A 15,270-nucleotide genomic window follows, 5' to 3' on the forward strand; every position below is an offset into this window, starting at 1 on the left:
GAAGCTGTCACCATAGTCCCCGTGACGCGCCGCCCGGACTTGATCGGCAAATGCCTGCTAGCCGTTGCGGTGATCGCCGTCTGCCCCCTCGTCGCCTGGCTCGCCGTCGGGCGCGGGACGCTGGTGACGTACGGCGTTGTCGGCCTTCTTGGGCTGGTCATCGCGGTATACATCGGTTTGCGCCACCCGTTGTGGCTGTTCTGGGCGACGGCCGCGGTGATCGGCGGACTGCCCTTCGGATACTTCCCCGGCGTCCACATTCCGCTGTACCTGCTATTCGCCGCCGGAGCGGTGCTTGCGGCCATCATCCATCCCACCCAGCGAACTCGACTCAGCACACTCGAGATAGCGGTGATCGCGTTGCTGGTTGCATCGGCTTTGTCCGTTGTCGCCACCGGGGTCACCCTTCCGGCAATTTTGCTGTACGCGAGGTGGGGCATCGCCACGGCGGTGACAATCGCGTTGCTGAGACTGTCGCGGGAGAACCTCGCCCGGTTCGGAAGGATATTCGTCTACGCCGCATCAGCCAATGCCCTCGTCGGGATCGCCATGGCGACGGTGGACCAACAGCAGCGCCTGTTGAAGCCGCTGCAGATCTTCGGCTACGGCGTCGGCGCAGGGCTGCGCGAGCAGACCGCGTTGTACGTCTACTCCGACGAGGGCGGCACGATCGGCAGGACGCTGCGCCTGGGCGGGACGTGGGTGCTGCCCAACAGCGCCGGGCTGGCCCTGGCGACCGCGCTGATCATCTGCCTGGTCTTGTTCACCGGCTGGCGGCGCACCCTGATGTCCACCGTCATCGTGGTGGCGCTGCTGCTCACGCTGAGCCGCAGCATGATCTTCTCGGTCGCGGTCGGGCTGCTGCTGGTGCTGCTGTTCCACAGCATGCGGGCCCGCGACCGCCAGATCGCGATGGGGATCATCGGTGTCGGCGCCGCGGCGGCCCTGCTGACCCCGATGATTCGCGACCGCATCCTGTCCACGTTCGCCGACGAGGACACCGGGCGCGAAGCCCGGGCGGACTCGATCGCCGAATTCCCGAACCGCATGTCGGGCAACTGGCTGTTCGGGCTCGGCTGGGACCGACCCGAATTCCGCAGCGGCCAGTTGGCGCAGTCGCTCAACTACGTCTCCAACGCGCCGCTGTTGACGATCTATCGCGGCGGCATCATCACCGGGCTGGTGTTCGTCGCGATCCTGGTGATCGGTGCGGTGATGGCCTACCGTGCGCTGCGCTCGCCGTCGTTGCCCCATGCCGTCTACGGCGGCGTGTTCATCGGTATCGCGGTGATCTCGGCGAACCTGCAGCAGTCGGTCGTCGACATGCCGCAGATGACGCTGACCTTCTCGATCCTGCTGGCGTTTCTGGTCTATGTCGATCAGACCCGACACGAAGCGCCGCCCGGCCGGGCACAGGCTGTCGAGCCCGCGGCCGTCGCCGCACGCTGACGACGTTCAGGTGATCGCCGGCTCGGCGCGCAGCAGCGCGGCCACCGCGCGGTGCGGGGTGCGCTGTTCCCAGCGCGCCCGGTTGACGTCGTAGAGCCGATCGCCGTCGGCGACCGCCGCGGGCTGGTCGAGAAGATAGCGCCGGCACTGCGCGACGAAGCTGTCGTCGTCGTCGTGGGTTTCCAGGCCGTACAGCGGTCCCAGCTCGCCGATCGCCGCGGTGGTGCCCACCACCGGCAGACCCATTCTGATCGCGTCGAGAATCTTGACCCGCACACCGCCACCGGTCTTGATCGGCGCCACCATCGCGCGGCAGGTGCCGAGGAACTCGGCCAGGTCGTCGACGAAGCCGAGGTCGCGCACACCGGCGGGGTAGACCGGATCGGGTGCGCCCGGCTTCTTCTTGCCGATCACCGCCAGTTCGGCGCCAGCGATGCCCGCGGCGATCCGCGGCCACAGCCGCAGCGCGTGCAGGAACGCCTCCTGGTTCGGCGGCCAGTCCCGCAGCCCCATGAAGACGAGCCGACACGGTGTGTGCGCCACGTCGACCTGCGCTACCGGCGGCAGGGACACATCGAGCCAGCGGGCGCAGGCCACCCCGTTGGCGCGGTAGAACTCGGCGTCGGCCGCGTCGTAGGTGCCGACCGCGTCGGCGGCCCGCGCGACCCGCAGTTCGTCGCGGCGTAAGCGGGGCGCCTCGATGCGGCCCAGCGCGCCGCGGCTCGCGCGCCACACCAGCGCCTCGGAGATGTTGGTGTTGACGACCAGCCGGGCGCGGCCGAATCGGGTGCTGCGCAGGAAGGATTCGGCCATGTAGCTGTGCTCGGCGACGAACACGTCGGCGTCGCACGCATCGATGGCGGCGACCAGATCGTCGGTGTCGAAACGGACGTGGACGAGGCTGCGCCGCTTGCGGATCGAATCGGCCAGCAGTTTCGCCGGCCGGATCGCCGGCTTCGGCAGCCGGGTCAGCGCATGGCCGCCGGGCAGCGTGGCCGGGCCCGTCTGCGCCGAAAGGCACAGCGCCGACACCTCGAACTCGTCGGCGGCCAGGCCCATGAGCAGCTGGCCCAGCTCGACGTCACCGGCCCGCTCCGTCACCGGGTCTTTCGACAGCAGGAACGTCACCTTCGTCTGCGGCCGGCCGCTTGCCATGCCGTCCCTTTCCGTAGATCGCCAGCGAGAAGATGGCCAACAGCGCCGCGTCGGCCGCGGAGGTCGCGATCGCGGCGCCGACCGCGCCGAGATGCGCCAACACCGCCAACAACCCGAACTTCAGCGGCACCAACCCGATCACCGACGCCATCCGAACCATGTCGCGCCGCTGGGCATACAGCACGAACTGGAAGACCATGATCACCGTGCGGAAGGCGCAGTAGGCCGACATGATGATCATCGCGACGGCCAGTTGCTGGGGCGCGGGCGAGATCAGCAACCCGATGCCGACGAGCAGCACCAGCAGTCCCCCGCCCGCGCCCAGCGCCACGGTCAACTTCAGCGGCGGGCCGCTCGACAGCTCTCCGCCGCTGTCGCGCAGCGTCTGCGCGTAGGTGGTGCCGAACGCCTGGCCCACGTAGCAGACCGCAGAGGCGACCACCCAGGTCAGGTTGTAGTAGCCGACGACCGTGGTGTCGGTGAGCCAGCCCAGCAGCAGCACGTCGCCCGCGAGGAAGGTTGAGGTGCCGAGCATCTCCCCGGCCAGCACCAGGATGGTCTGCGGCGGGCCCGGCAACTGCGGCCGGTGGCCGCGCACCGTGGACGCCGCGAGCACCGCGATCACCACGTAGGGCACGCAGTAGGCCACGCTGGCGCCCAGCAGCGTCGGGTGCATGCCCTCCAGCGGCGCACCGAACAGATAGGCGCAGCCCGCCACCACGCTGCCGGCCTGCCTGCTGGTGTCGATTCGCGACGTCACATGCGGGTCGCCCCGACGCATCGCGCGCGCCTTGTAGGCCCCGACGATCAGCTCGCCGCCGGCTACCGTGACGCCGAACCAGACGATGTAGTTCAGCGGAAAGAAAACCTGGCCCAGCACCATCAGCGCCAGCCCGAGCAGATACCGGCCGGCGCGTTCGCGGACGAAGTCCTCCTCCGGTTCGCGCACCGAACGCACCACGTAGGGATTGCTCAGCGTCTGACCGAGCACCGACATCAGCGCGAAGCCCAGGCTGTACAACCCGTAGTCGCTGATGCCCAGTTGATAGATCAGCGCGGCCGTCCACAGCAGGCCGGTGCCACGGCCGCCGTAGACGTAGAGCAGCGACACCAACGTCTTAGCGGATCGGCGGGGTGCGGCTTTGGGCTTAGCTCCGGGAGTCGACAGGTCAGTGCCCCTCGCGGTGTCGGGCCAGCAGCTGCGACCAGGTCGCGGCATACGCCTGCGCGGTGGCCGCAGGAGAGCGCGCCTGGCGGGTCTTCTCCGCATACTCGCCCAGCTCGGTGAGCCGCCCGTCGTCGCCGAGCAGCGCCTCGATCGCCCCTGCCAGGTCCGCCGCGACCGCGTCGGGCTCGGCGTCTTGGGTCCGGACGACGACGGCTGCGGATTTCTCGTCCAACTCGGCCAGCGAGCCGTACGCGGTGCACACCACCGGCGTCCGGTACGCCGTGGCGTGCGCTACGACGCCCGACGCCGGGTACGTCTCGTCGTACCAGTGGCGCTTCCCGTAGGGCACCACGATGGCGCGCACCGAGCCGAAGAACGCATCCTCGGCCGGGCCGTCGACGGCGCCGAGGATCTCGATGCCGTCCACGCGCGGCAGCGATTCGGTGCCGCGGCCGGCGACCCGGATGGCGATGTCGTCGGGCAGCAGTTCGCGGATGCGCGCGACCTGCTCGAAACCCTTGCCCCGGTACACGTGACCGAAGAACCCCACCGCGTTGGGGCGTTCCTGCACGGGACGGATGACGGGTCGGTCGCGCACGAGGTGGGGCACGTACACCGCGGTCGTGTGCGGGTAGCGCTGCTCGATCGAGCGACGGCCGGTCTCGGTGAGGGCGAACAGTGTGCGCCGCCCGTTCACCATGCCTTCCACCTTGGTGGACAGCGGCCGTAGCGGGTAGTGCACGCCGTGGAAGATCAGCTTGCGGGTCAGGGCGGGGCCGAACATGAACTTCGTCGCCGCGGGCCACCACACCCCTTGCGGCGGGTCGTGGATCGTCGCGGTCACCGGGGTGCCCGGCAGGCCGGCGATGGCCCAGAACGGCGCCGCCCCGCCTGCGGCAAGTTCGGCGTGCACCAGCGTGCGGTCCGGCGCCTCGGCGACCGTCTCGGCGACGGCACGTCGATACCGGCGGATGTCACGCACGGTGTCTCCGCCGGGGCCGCGCGTACGAATCTCGGCAACGTCGCGGAAGTGGGGTCTGACGGCGGTGACGAAGTCCTCGGCGTAGTCGCCCACCGCGGTCTGACCTTCGGCAGGGCCGACGAAGACCAGCCGGTATTCGCGCAGGTTCGTCGTCACCTCGAATGCTCCCGTCGTTGATCGGAGCTAACGATACCCAAACGCCGATGGGGGCCCCGGTAAGGGCAATAAAAAGGCCTGTGCGCTGAGGTCGCAGCATTGTCGCCGTGTTATGCTACGCCACGTTTTTCGCCGTCTGGCAGGAGTACATCGTGGGCATAGCTGGGACCGCCAAATTCCTTGCGATACAACGCCTTAAGGGCTTTGACGTACCGGACACCCCGGTCTTCTACGGCACCGACGGCAGCTTCGAGAAGGGCACCGACTGGTTCATCGAAACGCTGCGCGGCTCCAAGCGTTATCTGGAATTCGGCACCGGCGGTTCGACTTATCTGGCAGCAAAGTTCGGAATTGAGTTCATCGCGGTCGACTCGGACCGGTTTTTCTTGAAAAGCGTGGAAAAAAAGATTCGCGACGACGGGCTGGCCCGGCCCGTCGGACAGAGCTTTCACTACGCCGATATCGGGCTGACCGCGCACTGGGGCCGTCCCATCGGGCCCGGCCTGAACTCACCCGGCCGGTTGGCGAAGTTCCGCCGCTACTCGGATCTGCCTGCGGCCAGCTTCGAGGGCGGCCGGGCCCCCGACTTCGTCCTGGTCGACGGCCGGTTCCGGGTGGCCTGTGTGCTCAAGACGCTGCGCGCGCTGCGCCACGAGCGCGGCTGGACCATCGCGATGGACGACTACGGTGACCGCCCGCATTTCCATGTGGTGGCCGAGTTCGCCGAAATCGATCAGCTGGTCAACGGCCGGATGGCGGTCATCACCGCGGCCAAACCGGTCAGCTCGGAGTCGCTGGACGCGGCGATCCGCAAGTACGAAACCGAACTCGACTAACCGAACAGTGGGCGGTAGTAGGCGCTGTACTGCAGCGCGTCGGGATTGCGCTTGGCGATCAGCTTCGCAGGCACGCCGCCGACCACCTCGAGTTCGCCGATCTCCTTGTACTGGTTGACCAGCGCCTGCGCCGCCACGACGGCGCCGCGACGGATATGGCTGGGCAGGATCATCGCGCGGCTGGCGATCCAGACGTAATCCTCGATCACGGTCGGCACCGGCACCGGCAGGAAGTCGGGATGGTTGATGTCGTGCCCGCCGCCGATGATGTGGACGTCGCTGGCGATCGTGACGTTGTCGCCGATCCACAATCCGGCGCGGGCGTCGAGCAGACACCGCTGCCCGATCGTGCTGTGGCGTCCGATGCGCAGGAACTCGGGATCGAGCACCTGCGTCGTGCGCATGATCGAGGACCCTTCGCCGATCGTGGCGCCCACCAGCCGCAGGAACCCCAACCGCACGGCGTGGGACGGGATGTAGGTGACGAACATGTTGTACAGCAGCTGGGCAATCCGGTTGCGCGCCTTGCGCGCAAGGCCCATCGTCTGCATGCGGTAGTTCGCGAGCTCACCGTCGGGTCCGATCTCCCACGACGGCGGCGGAGGTAGTTTGAGATCCGGTGCGGCCGCGAGTTTGCGTGCGACATCGGCCGGGTCGGCTTTCGTCGGTTCTACGAACACTCAAGTACTCCTGTCAGAAGAACAGCGGGCGGTAACTCGCGCTGTAGGCCAACGCCTCCGGGTTGCGCTTGCCAATCGGCTTGGCGGGGTTGCCGCCGACGATCGTCAGCTCGTCGATGTCCTTGACCACCAACGCATGTGCGGCCACCACGGCACCGCGTTTGATGTGGCTGGGCAGCACCATGGCGCGGCTGGCGATCCACACGTAGTCCTCGACGACCGTCGGGTCGGGGCCGACGATCGGGAAGTCGGGATGGTTGATGTCGTGGCCGCCGGCCAGCAGCTGCACATCGCTTGCGAGCGTCACGTTGTCGCCGAGGTAGATGCCCGCGCGGGCATCGAGCACGCACCGCATGCCGACCGTGGTGTTCTCCCCGATCACCAGATAGTGGCTGTTCTGGATCTGGGTGCCCCGCATGATCGAGGAGCCCTTGCCGATCTCGGCGCCGAACAGCCGCAACCAGGCCAGCCGGATGGTGTGCGAAGGGATATGGGTGATGACGATGTTGAAGGCCAGTTGCCCGACCCACCGGCGAAGCTTGTCGGTGAACGTGACGCCTTCGGTCTCAACGTCGACGATCCGGCCGTTCTCGTCGGTGATGTATTCGAACTGCGGGCTCATCTTGAGCGCGGGCGCTGCGGCGCGCTTGCGGGCGACGACCTCGGGGTCGATCTTCGTCGGTTCTAGACCCATCGCGTCACCCCTTGGCAGCAGCCAGGTTGTCGACCGCGGCGTGCAGCTTTTCGGTGAAGACTTCCTCGGTGAACTGCTCGACGTGGCGGCGGATCTTGTCCGCGTCGAACCGGGTGGCCTCGAACCGGCTCAACGTCTCGGCGATCGCGGCGGGCTCCGGCTTGTCGAAGTACATCCCGGTGACGCCCTCGTCGATGGTGTCCAGGAAGCCGCCGAAGCGCAGCGCCACGCTCGGGCGGCCCCACACGCCGGCTTCGATGGGCGTCAAGCCGTAGTCCTCGTAGCTGGCGGCCAGCAGCGCCCGGCAGTTCTTGTAGAGCCAGGCCATCTGGCCGTCGGTGAGGTCGGACAGCATGGTCACGTTCGCGGTCTTGATGCCGCGCAACCGCTCGGCGTCGGGGCCCTTGCCGACCACGACGAGCCGGCGGTCGGTTCCGGCGAAGGCACGCACGATGACGTCGACGTTCTTGTAGGGCAGCAGCCGGGACACGACCAGGTAGAACCCCTCCTCGGGGACATCGAGCCCGGGGATCGGTTCAGGGTTCATCGACTGCGACATCGCCACGGGGGCGAACATCACGTCGGAGTCGATGCCGTAGGTGTCGGCGATGCGGTTCTGGATCAGCGTCGAGATCGCGTAGTACTTGTCGGCGGCCAGCGCCTGGCGACGGTCCCACGCCTTGAGGTAGGGCTTGGACAGCGCCAACCCGGCGCGTTTGATCAGGCCGCTGTCGTCGCCGAGATACTTGTCGGACAGATACAGCCACCGCGCCGGTGAGTAGCAGTAGATGAGCTTGCGGCCGTTGGTGCGAAATCCGTGCGCCCACCCGCTGGTGCTCGTCAGCACGATGTCGGCGTCCACGAACACCGAACGCGCGATCTGGGGGTACAGCGGCAGGGCCGCGCGGTGATACTTGCGCAGCGGCCCGAAGCGGTTGTAGGGCGACACCCGGACGTCGCAGTCGGCAAACTCCGGGTAGGTGGTTTGCGGCTCGTAGAGCATCGTGTAGATCGGCGCCTCGGGGAACGCCTTGGCCATCGAGAGGACGATCTTCTCGGCTCCCCCGAGTTGGGTCAGGTAATCGTGCGCAATCGCTACCTTCGGACCGTCGATTCCGTCGTATTTGCGGGCTGGTTGCACGCTGATAATCCTCTCACGAGGCTCCGTCGCCTGTTTGCCAGATGTTTGGTTGAATGGTTGCTCTACTTCCGCGGGGACTATAGAACCGCAAATACGGCCCCGTGACAAGCCGGGGTTTTGAATTTGCTGATCGGCCCTCTTTAGTTGGCACCTGCGGCAGGTATGCTTTGCCGAGCCGCCGCCCGAAACGTACCGGAGTAAACGCATGAATAACGAAGGCGTCAATTTAACGGTGTCGCCCGCCGGTAGCCGTGTTAGCTACCGGGATATCGAAACGCTGTGGAAAGGCTACGACGAATACGTCCGTGAGCTGGCGTTGCGCGAGGGCGCGCAAAACATCGCCGAGCTGGGCGGCGGCGCCAACCCGGTGCTGGGCGACAACGAGCGCTGGGGGTTCGCCTCGCACCGCATCGTCGTCGACATCTCGGCCGAGGAGCTGGCGAAGGCCGGCGGGGACGTGGAGACGCGGGTGCTGGATCTGTGCCAGCCCGTGCGCGACGGCCGCGAGATGTACGACATCGTGTTCTCCAAGATGCTGTGCGAGCACGTGCCCGACGGGCGGGCGTTTCACCGCAACTGCTTCGATCTGCTGCGCCCCGGCGGGCTGGCCGTGCATTACTTTCCGACGCTGTACACGCTGCCGTTCGTGCTGAACCGGCTCATCCCCGAACAGGCGGCGCGCACGCTGCTACGCAAGATCCAGCCCGGCCGCATCGACGACCCCAAGCACGAGAAGTTCCCCGCCTACTACCGCTGGACCACCGGACCCACCAAGCGGGCGATCCGGCGCTTCGAGAGCGTGGGCTTCGAGCTCGAGCAGTGGCACGGCGCCTTCGGCCATCACTACTATCACCTGGTCAAACCGCTGGACGCGCTGGAGCAGGCCAAGTCCCGGTTCCTGCTCAAACACCCGGTGCCCGCGTTGACCAGCTTCGCCGTCGTCGCGCTGCGCAAGCCTGCTTAAGGAGACATTAAGGAACCCGGTAGCATCGGGCACCATGACTAGCGTTACCGAACCGGGCGAAACGCACGAGATCGATATCCACACCACCGCCGGCAAGCTCGCCGATCTGCGCAGGCGCGAGGAGGAGACGCTGCACCCGGTGGGTGAGGCGGCGGTGGAGAAGATCCACGCCAAGGGCAAACTGACTGCCCGCGAACGCATTCTGGCGCTTCTCGACGAGGGATCGTTCGTCGAACTCGACGCACTGGCGCGGCACCGCAGCAAGAACTTCGGGCTGGACAGCAAGCGTCCGCTCGGCGACGGCGTGGTGACCGGCTACGGCACCATCGACGGCCGCGAGGTGTGCATCTTCAGCCAGGACGCCTCGGTGTTCGGCGGCAGCCTCGGCGAGGTCTACGGCGAGAAGATCGTCAAGGTCCAGGAGCTGGCCATCAAGACCGGCCGCCCGCTGATCGGCATCAACGACGGCGCCGGCGCGCGCATCCAGGAGGGCGTCGTCTCGCTGGGCCTGTACAGCCGGATCTTCTACAACAACATCAAGGCCTCCGGCGTTATCCCGCAGATCTCGCTGATCATGGGCGCTGCCGCGGGCGGGCACGTGTACTCCCCCGCGCTTACCGACTTCGTGATCATGGTCGACCAGACCAGCCAGATGTTCATCACCGGCCCCGACGTCATCAAGACCGTCACCGGTGAGGACGTCACGATGGAGGAGCTCGGCGGCGCGCACACCCACATGTCGAAGTCGGGCACCGCGCACTACGTCGCCTCCGGGGAGCAGGACGCCTTCGACTACGTCCGCGACCTGCTGAGCTACCTGCCGTCCAACAACTACGCCGACCCGCCGCGCTACCCGGCCCCGGTGCCCGAGGGCGCGATCGAGGACAACCTCGTCGAGGAGGACCTCGAGCTGGACACGCTGATCCCGGACTCGCCGAACCAGCCCTACGACATGCACACGGTGATCACCCGGATCCTCGACGACGACGAGTTCCTCGAGGTCCAGTCGGACTACGCGACCAACATCGTCGTCGGGTATGGCCGCGTGGAGGGTCGGCCGGTGGGCATCGTCGCCAACCAGCCGACGCAGTTCGCCGGCTGTCTGGACATCAACGCCTCGGAGAAGGCCGCTCGCTTCATCCGGACCTGCGACTGCTTCAACATCCCGATCGTGATGCTGGTCGACGTGCCGGGCTTCCTGCCGGGCACCGGCCAGGAGTACAACGGCATCATCCGCCGCGGCGCCAAGCTGCTCTACGCCTACGGTGAGGCCACCGTGGCCAAGATCACGGTGATCACCCGCAAGGCCTACGGCGGCGCCTACTGCGTGATGGGGTCCAAGGACATGGGCGCCGACGTCTGCGTGGCGTGGCCGACGGCGCAGATCGCGGTGATGGGCGCGTCGGGCGCGGTCGGCTTCGTCTACCGTCAGGAGCTGGCCGAGGCCGCCAAGAAGGGTGAAGACGTCGACGCTCTCCGGCTCCAGCTGCAACAGCAGTACGAAGACACGTTGGTCAACCCGTACATCGCCGCCGAGCGCGGTTACGTCGACGCGGTGATCCCGCCGTCGCACACCCGCGGGTACGTGGGCACCGCGTTGCGGCTGCTGGAGCGCAAGATCAGCCAGGTGCCGCCGAAGAAGCACGGGAATATTCCCCTGTGAGCGGGGCGAACAATCCAGCCACTGTGAGCGGGGCGAGCGAGACCGTGAGCGGCGACGAGCAGCACGAGCACGAGGCGCACATCCAGGTGGTGTCCGGTCACCCGACCGAGGAGGAGCTCGCGGCGCTGCTCGCCGTGTTCGCCGCCGCGTCGGGGACTCCGGAAGAGCCGCGCGAGCAGGAGCAGAACCTGTGGGGTCATCCCGTTGACCGGCTGCGCTACTCGACGTTCAGCTGGCAGCGGGTGACGTTGGTGGAACGGACCCACATGCGCCGATGACGCGGGTGGTCCTCGCGTCGGCATCGCCGGGCCGCCGAAAGGTATTGCGGCAGGCCGGAATAGATCCGCTCGTCATCGTCTCCGGCGTCGACGAGGACGCTGTGCTGGCAGGGCTTGATCCCGCGGCCACCCCGTCGGAGGTGACGGCCGCGCTGGCGGCGGCCAAAGCCGAGGCGGTCGTCGACGGCCTGGATTCGGCTGTGGCGGGCGATTGCGTGGTGATCGGCTGCGATTCGATGCTCTACCGCGACGGGGCGTTGGTCGGTAAGCCCGCGACAGCCGCGGCAGCGCGTGCCGGCTGGCAGCAGATGAGTGGCACGTCCGGTGAGCTGTACACCGGTCACTGCGTTATCCGATTGCAAGACAACGCCGTTGCGTTTCAGTGCGCCGACAGCATGGCCACCACGGTGCACTTCGGCGTGCCGTCTGCTGACGAGCTTGACGCCTATGTCGCCACCGGTGAGCCGACCGCGGTGGCCGGCGGTTTCACGATCGACGGGCTGGGCGGCTGGTTCATCGAGGGGGTCGACGGTGACCCGTCGTCGGTGGTGGGCATCGGGCTGCCGCTGACCCGTCGCCTGTTGCGCGACGCGGGGTTGTCGATCGCGGACCTCTGGGCCGCCAACCCGGTCACCTAAATTCTCGCGAGCAGACACAGAAGGCCCCTCTGCGGGCCTCCGAAGGGGCCTTCTATGTCTGCTCGCCTCGGTTAACTGGCCGCCGCGGAACGTGACAGGTGATACCGCAGGCGATCGGCGAGCTGCCACGGTGTGCGCCGGACATCGTCGACCGTTATCGGGACCAGCGTCCAGTCCACCTCTTGCACACCGGCGTACCTCTTCTTGTCTCTGAGCATCTCGAGTCGGCCTACGTGCCAATCGAGGCTCTCGTACTCTGCGGCCACACACTGCTTCGGCCAGGCGAAATCAACGCGGTACACCGTGCCGTCGAGGCTGACGATTTCGTACTGCAGCTCAGGAAGCGGTAACCCGTAGTCGATCATGACCAGACGCGCCTCGCTTTCCATCGCGGATTCTGCGCGGCCGTCGGCGTATTGCAAGAGCTCTCGTACCTGGACGATCCCGCGTCGCCCCTTCTGTTCACGCACGGCGTTTTCGAGTTGCGCACGTGTACAAGCGTTTACGTGAAGCGCAGCGTCGAGTGTGGCAAGCGCTCGGGGCCTGCGTAATTGCCGCGCGACCTCCACCGCAGTCCAGGCCGGTGCCGTCGCCAGCCGGCCGTCCACTCGCTGCAACGGAGCGCCCACACGCTGGTGGACCATCAATCCGGTCGTCGGCCGCATCCGCACACCCGGGTCGAGCACGTGTACTGCGCTGGTGTTCTCGACGTCGAAGCCATACAGCGCGGCGGCCGTGCCCATGCACGCCACAGCGCGTTGTCCCATGAACAGGTCCAGGGCGGCAAGCCGACCTTTCAGGTCAGGCGCGGTGGCGGCGTAAACGCCGTACCAGACGCGGACAACGCCTCCGTTGCGGACCTGAACACGTAATTCCTTCCTCGTCATGACGGCGAGTAGTTCCGCGGTTGTAGCGAAACCGCCCCATTCATCGAGGAGCGCAAGTGCGGCCGAGCGCATACAGAAAGCATCTGCCCACAGCGGTATCGCTCAGAACGGAAACTGGGTGTCCTGGGGATAACTCACCCGGGTGAGCCAACCCCCTACGCCGAGCAGACGCGGAAGGCCCCTTCGGAGGCCCTCAGAGGGGCCTTCTGCGTCTGCTCGCGGGAAAAGAGGGGGTTACATCAGGGGGTTGGGTGGCACGTCGCCGCGGTGCGCGCGATACCACTCGACGGTGCGCTGCAACCCTTCCTCGAGGCCGACTTTCGGCGCCCACCCGAGCGCGCGCATCTTGGCGATATCGGGGCAGCGCCGCTTCGTGCCGCCCTCGGGGGCCTCGCCGGGTTTGATGTCCAGATCCACGCCGACGACCCCGACGATCCTGGTGGCCAGCTCGCGAATCGTGAGTTCCTCGTCGTTGCCGATGTGGTAGATCTCGCGGTGCGCACCCTTCTCGTACATCGCGAGGATGCCCTCGACGCAGTCGTCGACGTAGAGGAACGAGCGCGTCTCGGTGCCGTCACCCTGGATCGGCAGCACGCTGCCACCGGACTCCTGGGCATCCAGCGCCCGCAGAATCAGCTGCGGCTCAACGTGTTTGAAGCCCATATCGGGTCCGTAGACATTGTGCGGCCGGAACACCTGCACCTTGCGGTAGTGCTCTTGGCCGTAGTTGAACGCGATGAGTTCGCTGACGATCTTGGAGCCGCCATACGAGTAGCGCGGGTTGAGGCTGTCGGGAAGCATCAGCGGAACGGTCTCCGGGGTGGGAATCACCGGCGGCGTCTGGTACACCTCGGCCGTCGACGCCACCACCAGGTCGGGCACCCCGGCGTTGCGTCCGGCGTTGCTCACCGCCAGCGCACCGCGCAGGCCCATGTCGAGCACCAGTTCCGGTCGGGTGTAGAAGTTTTCGGTGCCGTTGATGGCGGCCAGGTGCATCACCACGTCGGCGCCCTTGAACGCCCGCTCCAACGCATCCTGATCGCGCACGTCGTTGGTGAACAGTTCGACGTCGTCGGCGACGTCGCCAAGGCGTCCGGCGTCGCCGCGCACCATCGAGTCGACGACAGCCACGTTCCAGCCGTCGACGACCATCCGCCGCGCCAGGTACGCCCCGATGAAGCCGCACCCGCCGGTGATCACCACGCGGTCAGGCATCGCACACCACGCGTCCACTCTTGCCGACCGCGAAGTAGGAGTCACCCAGTTCGGACTCCGGCAGGTGGCTGAAGTGATTCCAGTAGTCGAAGACGAAGCCCTTCGGCTTGATGAACTCGCTGATGGTGCGTGGCGAGATGGTGCCGAGCGACGGGTGGTTGTTGCCGATCACCACCACCGACGCGCCGCTGACCGCGTCGCCGAACCGGTCGCAGACGACCTCGTCGCGAAACTCGGTCGCCAGCAGATCGGTCGGGGTGACCGGGTCGTAGATGCAGATATCGGCCCCGGGGTGGGCCTTCTTCAGCGCGTCGAGCACCCTGATCGACATCGACCCGCGCAGGTCGCTGGTCTCCGGCGACCCCTTGAACGCCATGCCGAGCAAGCTGATCTTCATCGGCGCCGACGCCTGCAGACCGCGCCGTTCGATCTCGCTGCTGATGAAGCGCACCGTCTCCTCCGGCTGGCGTTCGTTGACCATCCGGCCCGCCTTGGTGATCTCCAGATCGAGGCCGCGAGCTCGCGCGCTTTCCATCAGGATATGCGGGTCCTTCTCCAGGCACGGCCCGCCGACCAGGCCCGGCAGCGGGATGTTGGTGCGGTTGTAGCCGAGCTTGCCCGACGAGATCACCTCATGCGCGCTGACGCCGAACGCGTCGCACACCCGGGCCACCTCGTTGGCGAAGGCGAACTGCACATCACGGTAGGTGTTGGAGACCAGTTTCATGATCTCGGCCGTCTCGATATCGGACACCAGGACGATGGATTTCGTTAGCCGGCGAAATACCGCGGCCGCCCGGTCGGCCACCTCAGAATTGTCGGCACCGACAATTTGCGGCAATTCGCGCAATTCCTGTAGCGCCCGGCCTTCCAGCGTCCGTTCTGGACACATTGCGATATCGAATTGCTTGCCGCTGGCCGCCAGGATCGGCGCGACGACCTGGCGCGTGGTGCCGATCTTGACCGTCGAGCGCAGGATCACCAGGGCGCCGTCGCGCATGTTCTCGGCGATGTCGCGCGCGGCGGACTCGATCATGTCGATCTGCGCCACACCCGCCGCCGAAAGCGGTGTGCCGACCGTAATGATGTAGGTACTACAGGTAAAGCTGTTGTCGAACCGCTCGGCGGCCACCAGCTTCTTGAACCTGGTCACGCCGTCCAGCGCGTCGGGCAGACCGGTCTCGGTGAAGTGCGGTCTGCCCTCGTTGGTCATCGCGACAAGCTCCGGCCGCTTCTCCACCCCGATCACCGAGTAGCCGGCTTCGGCGAGCACCGTGGCCAAGGTCAGCCCCACATAACCCAGTCCGACTATTCCAATGTCGTAATTTGCTGGCTCAGGCATATTTCCTCGAGTTTGTTGAATG

At 66.8% G+C, this 15,270-nt stretch carries 15 protein-coding genes; 6 read left to right on the plus strand and 9 right to left on the minus strand.

What is annotated here, in order from left to right:
• The first annotated feature begins 21 nt into the window (after window positions 1-21).
• Entirely contained in the window at window positions 22-1,449 is a 1,428-nt protein-coding gene (locus ABQE93_RS08185) for an O-antigen ligase family protein (RefSeq protein WP_448407036.1), read from the plus strand.
• A 6-nt stretch (window positions 1,450-1,455) separates the two neighbouring features.
• Here ABQE93_RS08185 and ABQE93_RS08190 read toward each other — a convergent pair whose 3' ends face one another.
• Genes ABQE93_RS08190 through ABQE93_RS08200 form a run of 3 tightly spaced genes read right to left on the minus strand, consistent with a single transcriptional unit; the run spans window position 1,456 to window position 4,910 of the window.
• Entirely contained in the window at window positions 1,456-2,604 is a 1,149-nt protein-coding gene (locus ABQE93_RS08190) for a glycosyltransferase (protein WP_448407035.1), read from the minus strand.
• Window positions 2,531-3,715 carry a polysaccharide biosynthesis protein gene (locus ABQE93_RS08195; RefSeq protein ID WP_448407034.1) on the minus strand — a complete coding sequence of 395 codons (1,185 nt, stop codon included), beginning with the start codon at window positions 3,713-3,715 and terminating at the stop codon, window positions 2,531-2,533. Before ABQE93_RS08195 ends, ABQE93_RS08190 begins: the two co-directional genes overlap by 74 nt.
• A gap of 58 nt (window positions 3,716-3,773) precedes the next feature.
• Window positions 3,774-4,910 carry a glycosyltransferase gene (locus tag ABQE93_RS08200; protein ID WP_448407033.1) on the minus strand — a complete coding sequence of 379 codons (1,137 nt, stop codon included), beginning with the start codon at window positions 4,908-4,910 and terminating at the stop codon, window positions 3,774-3,776.
• Window positions 4,911-5,017: 107 nt separating this feature from the next.
• Here ABQE93_RS08200 and ABQE93_RS08205 point away from each other — a divergent pair, with 107 nt between their 5' ends.
• Window positions 5,018-5,746 carry a hypothetical protein gene (locus tag ABQE93_RS08205; RefSeq protein ID WP_448407032.1) on the plus strand — a complete coding sequence of 243 codons (729 nt, stop codon included), beginning with the start codon at window positions 5,018-5,020 and terminating at the stop codon, window positions 5,744-5,746.
• Here ABQE93_RS08205 and ABQE93_RS08210 read toward each other — a convergent pair.
• The 3 genes from ABQE93_RS08210 to ABQE93_RS08220 are packed head-to-tail and all read right to left on the minus strand — an operon-like array spanning window position 5,743 to window position 8,261.
• Window positions 5,743-6,426, minus strand: a complete 684-nt coding sequence (locus ABQE93_RS08210; protein ID WP_448407031.1) for an acyltransferase — start codon at window positions 6,424-6,426, stop codon at window positions 5,743-5,745. The genes ABQE93_RS08205 and ABQE93_RS08210 overlap by 4 nt on opposite strands.
• A gap of 13 nt (window positions 6,427-6,439) precedes the next feature.
• Window positions 6,440-7,120, minus strand: coding sequence for an acyltransferase (locus tag ABQE93_RS08215; RefSeq protein ID WP_448407030.1), 681 nt, complete (start codon window positions 7,118-7,120; stop codon window positions 6,440-6,442).
• A 4-nt stretch (window positions 7,121-7,124) separates the two neighbouring features.
• On the minus strand, window positions 7,125-8,261 hold the full coding sequence (locus ABQE93_RS08220) for a glycosyltransferase (RefSeq protein ID WP_448407029.1): 1,137 nt from the start codon (window positions 8,259-8,261) through the stop codon (window positions 7,125-7,127).
• A gap of 205 nt (window positions 8,262-8,466) precedes the next feature.
• Between ABQE93_RS08220 and ABQE93_RS08225 the strand changes: the two genes are divergently transcribed.
• The 4 genes from ABQE93_RS08225 to ABQE93_RS08240 are packed head-to-tail and all read left to right on the plus strand — an operon-like array spanning window position 8,467 to window position 11,804.
• Window positions 8,467-9,225 carry a class I SAM-dependent methyltransferase gene (locus tag ABQE93_RS08225; protein ID WP_448407028.1) on the plus strand — a complete coding sequence of 253 codons (759 nt, stop codon included), beginning with the start codon at window positions 8,467-8,469 and terminating at the stop codon, window positions 9,223-9,225.
• A 34-nt stretch (window positions 9,226-9,259) separates the two neighbouring features.
• On the plus strand, window positions 9,260-10,888 hold the full coding sequence (locus ABQE93_RS08230; protein WP_448407027.1) for an acyl-CoA carboxylase subunit beta: 1,629 nt from the start codon (window positions 9,260-9,262) through the stop codon (window positions 10,886-10,888).
• 23 nt (window positions 10,889-10,911) lie between these two features.
• Window positions 10,912-11,166 carry an acyl-CoA carboxylase epsilon subunit gene (locus ABQE93_RS08235; protein WP_448407026.1) on the plus strand — a complete coding sequence of 85 codons (255 nt, stop codon included), beginning with the start codon at window positions 10,912-10,914 and terminating at the stop codon, window positions 11,164-11,166.
• Window positions 11,163-11,804, plus strand: coding sequence for a Maf family protein (locus ABQE93_RS08240; protein ID WP_448407025.1), 642 nt, complete (start codon window positions 11,163-11,165; stop codon window positions 11,802-11,804). Before ABQE93_RS08235 ends, ABQE93_RS08240 begins: the two co-directional genes overlap by 4 nt.
• Before the next feature lie 71 nt (window positions 11,805-11,875).
• Here ABQE93_RS08240 and ABQE93_RS08245 read toward each other — a convergent pair whose 3' ends face one another.
• The 3 genes from ABQE93_RS08245 to ABQE93_RS08255 all read right to left on the minus strand — a co-directional run bounded on the left by ABQE93_RS08245 (window position 11,876) and on the right by ABQE93_RS08255 (window position 15,248).
• Window positions 11,876-12,763, minus strand: coding sequence for a type IV toxin-antitoxin system AbiEi family antitoxin (locus tag ABQE93_RS08245; protein WP_448407024.1), 888 nt, complete (start codon window positions 12,761-12,763; stop codon window positions 11,876-11,878).
• 162 nt (window positions 12,764-12,925) lie between these two features.
• Window positions 12,926-13,906, minus strand: a complete 981-nt coding sequence (locus ABQE93_RS08250) for an NAD-dependent epimerase/dehydratase family protein (RefSeq protein WP_448407023.1) — start codon at window positions 13,904-13,906, stop codon at window positions 12,926-12,928.
• Window positions 13,899-15,248, minus strand: a complete 1,350-nt coding sequence (locus tag ABQE93_RS08255; RefSeq protein WP_448407022.1) for a nucleotide sugar dehydrogenase — start codon at window positions 15,246-15,248, stop codon at window positions 13,899-13,901. The genes ABQE93_RS08250 and ABQE93_RS08255 overlap by 8 nt, the downstream gene beginning before the upstream one ends.
• Between the last annotated feature and the right edge of the window lie 22 nt (window positions 15,249-15,270).

The sequence above is a fragment of the Mycolicibacterium sp. XJ662 genome (assembly GCF_053484035.1).

What these genes read in the sequence shown, in the direction of transcription:
- ABQE93_RS08245 (WP_448407024.1), bottom strand. Translation starts at nt 12,763, where the DNA reads ATGCGCTCGGCCGCACTTGCGCTCCTCGATGAATGGGGCGGTTTCGCT.
- ABQE93_RS08240 (WP_448407025.1), top strand. Translation starts at nt 11,163, where the DNA reads ATGACGCGGGTGGTCCTCGCGTCGGCATCGCCGGGCCGCCGAAAGGTA.
- ABQE93_RS08230 (WP_448407027.1), top strand. Translation starts at nt 9,260, where the DNA reads ATGACTAGCGTTACCGAACCGGGCGAAACGCACGAGATCGATATCCAC.
- ABQE93_RS08215 (WP_448407030.1), bottom strand. Translation starts at nt 7,120, where the DNA reads ATGGGTCTAGAACCGACGAAGATCGACCCCGAGGTCGTCGCCCGCAAG.
- ABQE93_RS08250 (WP_448407023.1), bottom strand. Translation starts at nt 13,906, where the DNA reads ATGCCTGACCGCGTGGTGATCACCGGCGGGTGCGGCTTCATCGGGGCG.
- ABQE93_RS08255 (WP_448407022.1), bottom strand. Translation starts at nt 15,248, where the DNA reads ATGCCTGAGCCAGCAAATTACGACATTGGAATAGTCGGACTGGGTTAT.
- ABQE93_RS08190 (WP_448407035.1), bottom strand. Translation starts at nt 2,604, where the DNA reads ATGGCAAGCGGCCGGCCGCAGACGAAGGTGACGTTCCTGCTGTCGAAA.
- ABQE93_RS08225 (WP_448407028.1), top strand. Translation starts at nt 8,467, where the DNA reads ATGAATAACGAAGGCGTCAATTTAACGGTGTCGCCCGCCGGTAGCCGT.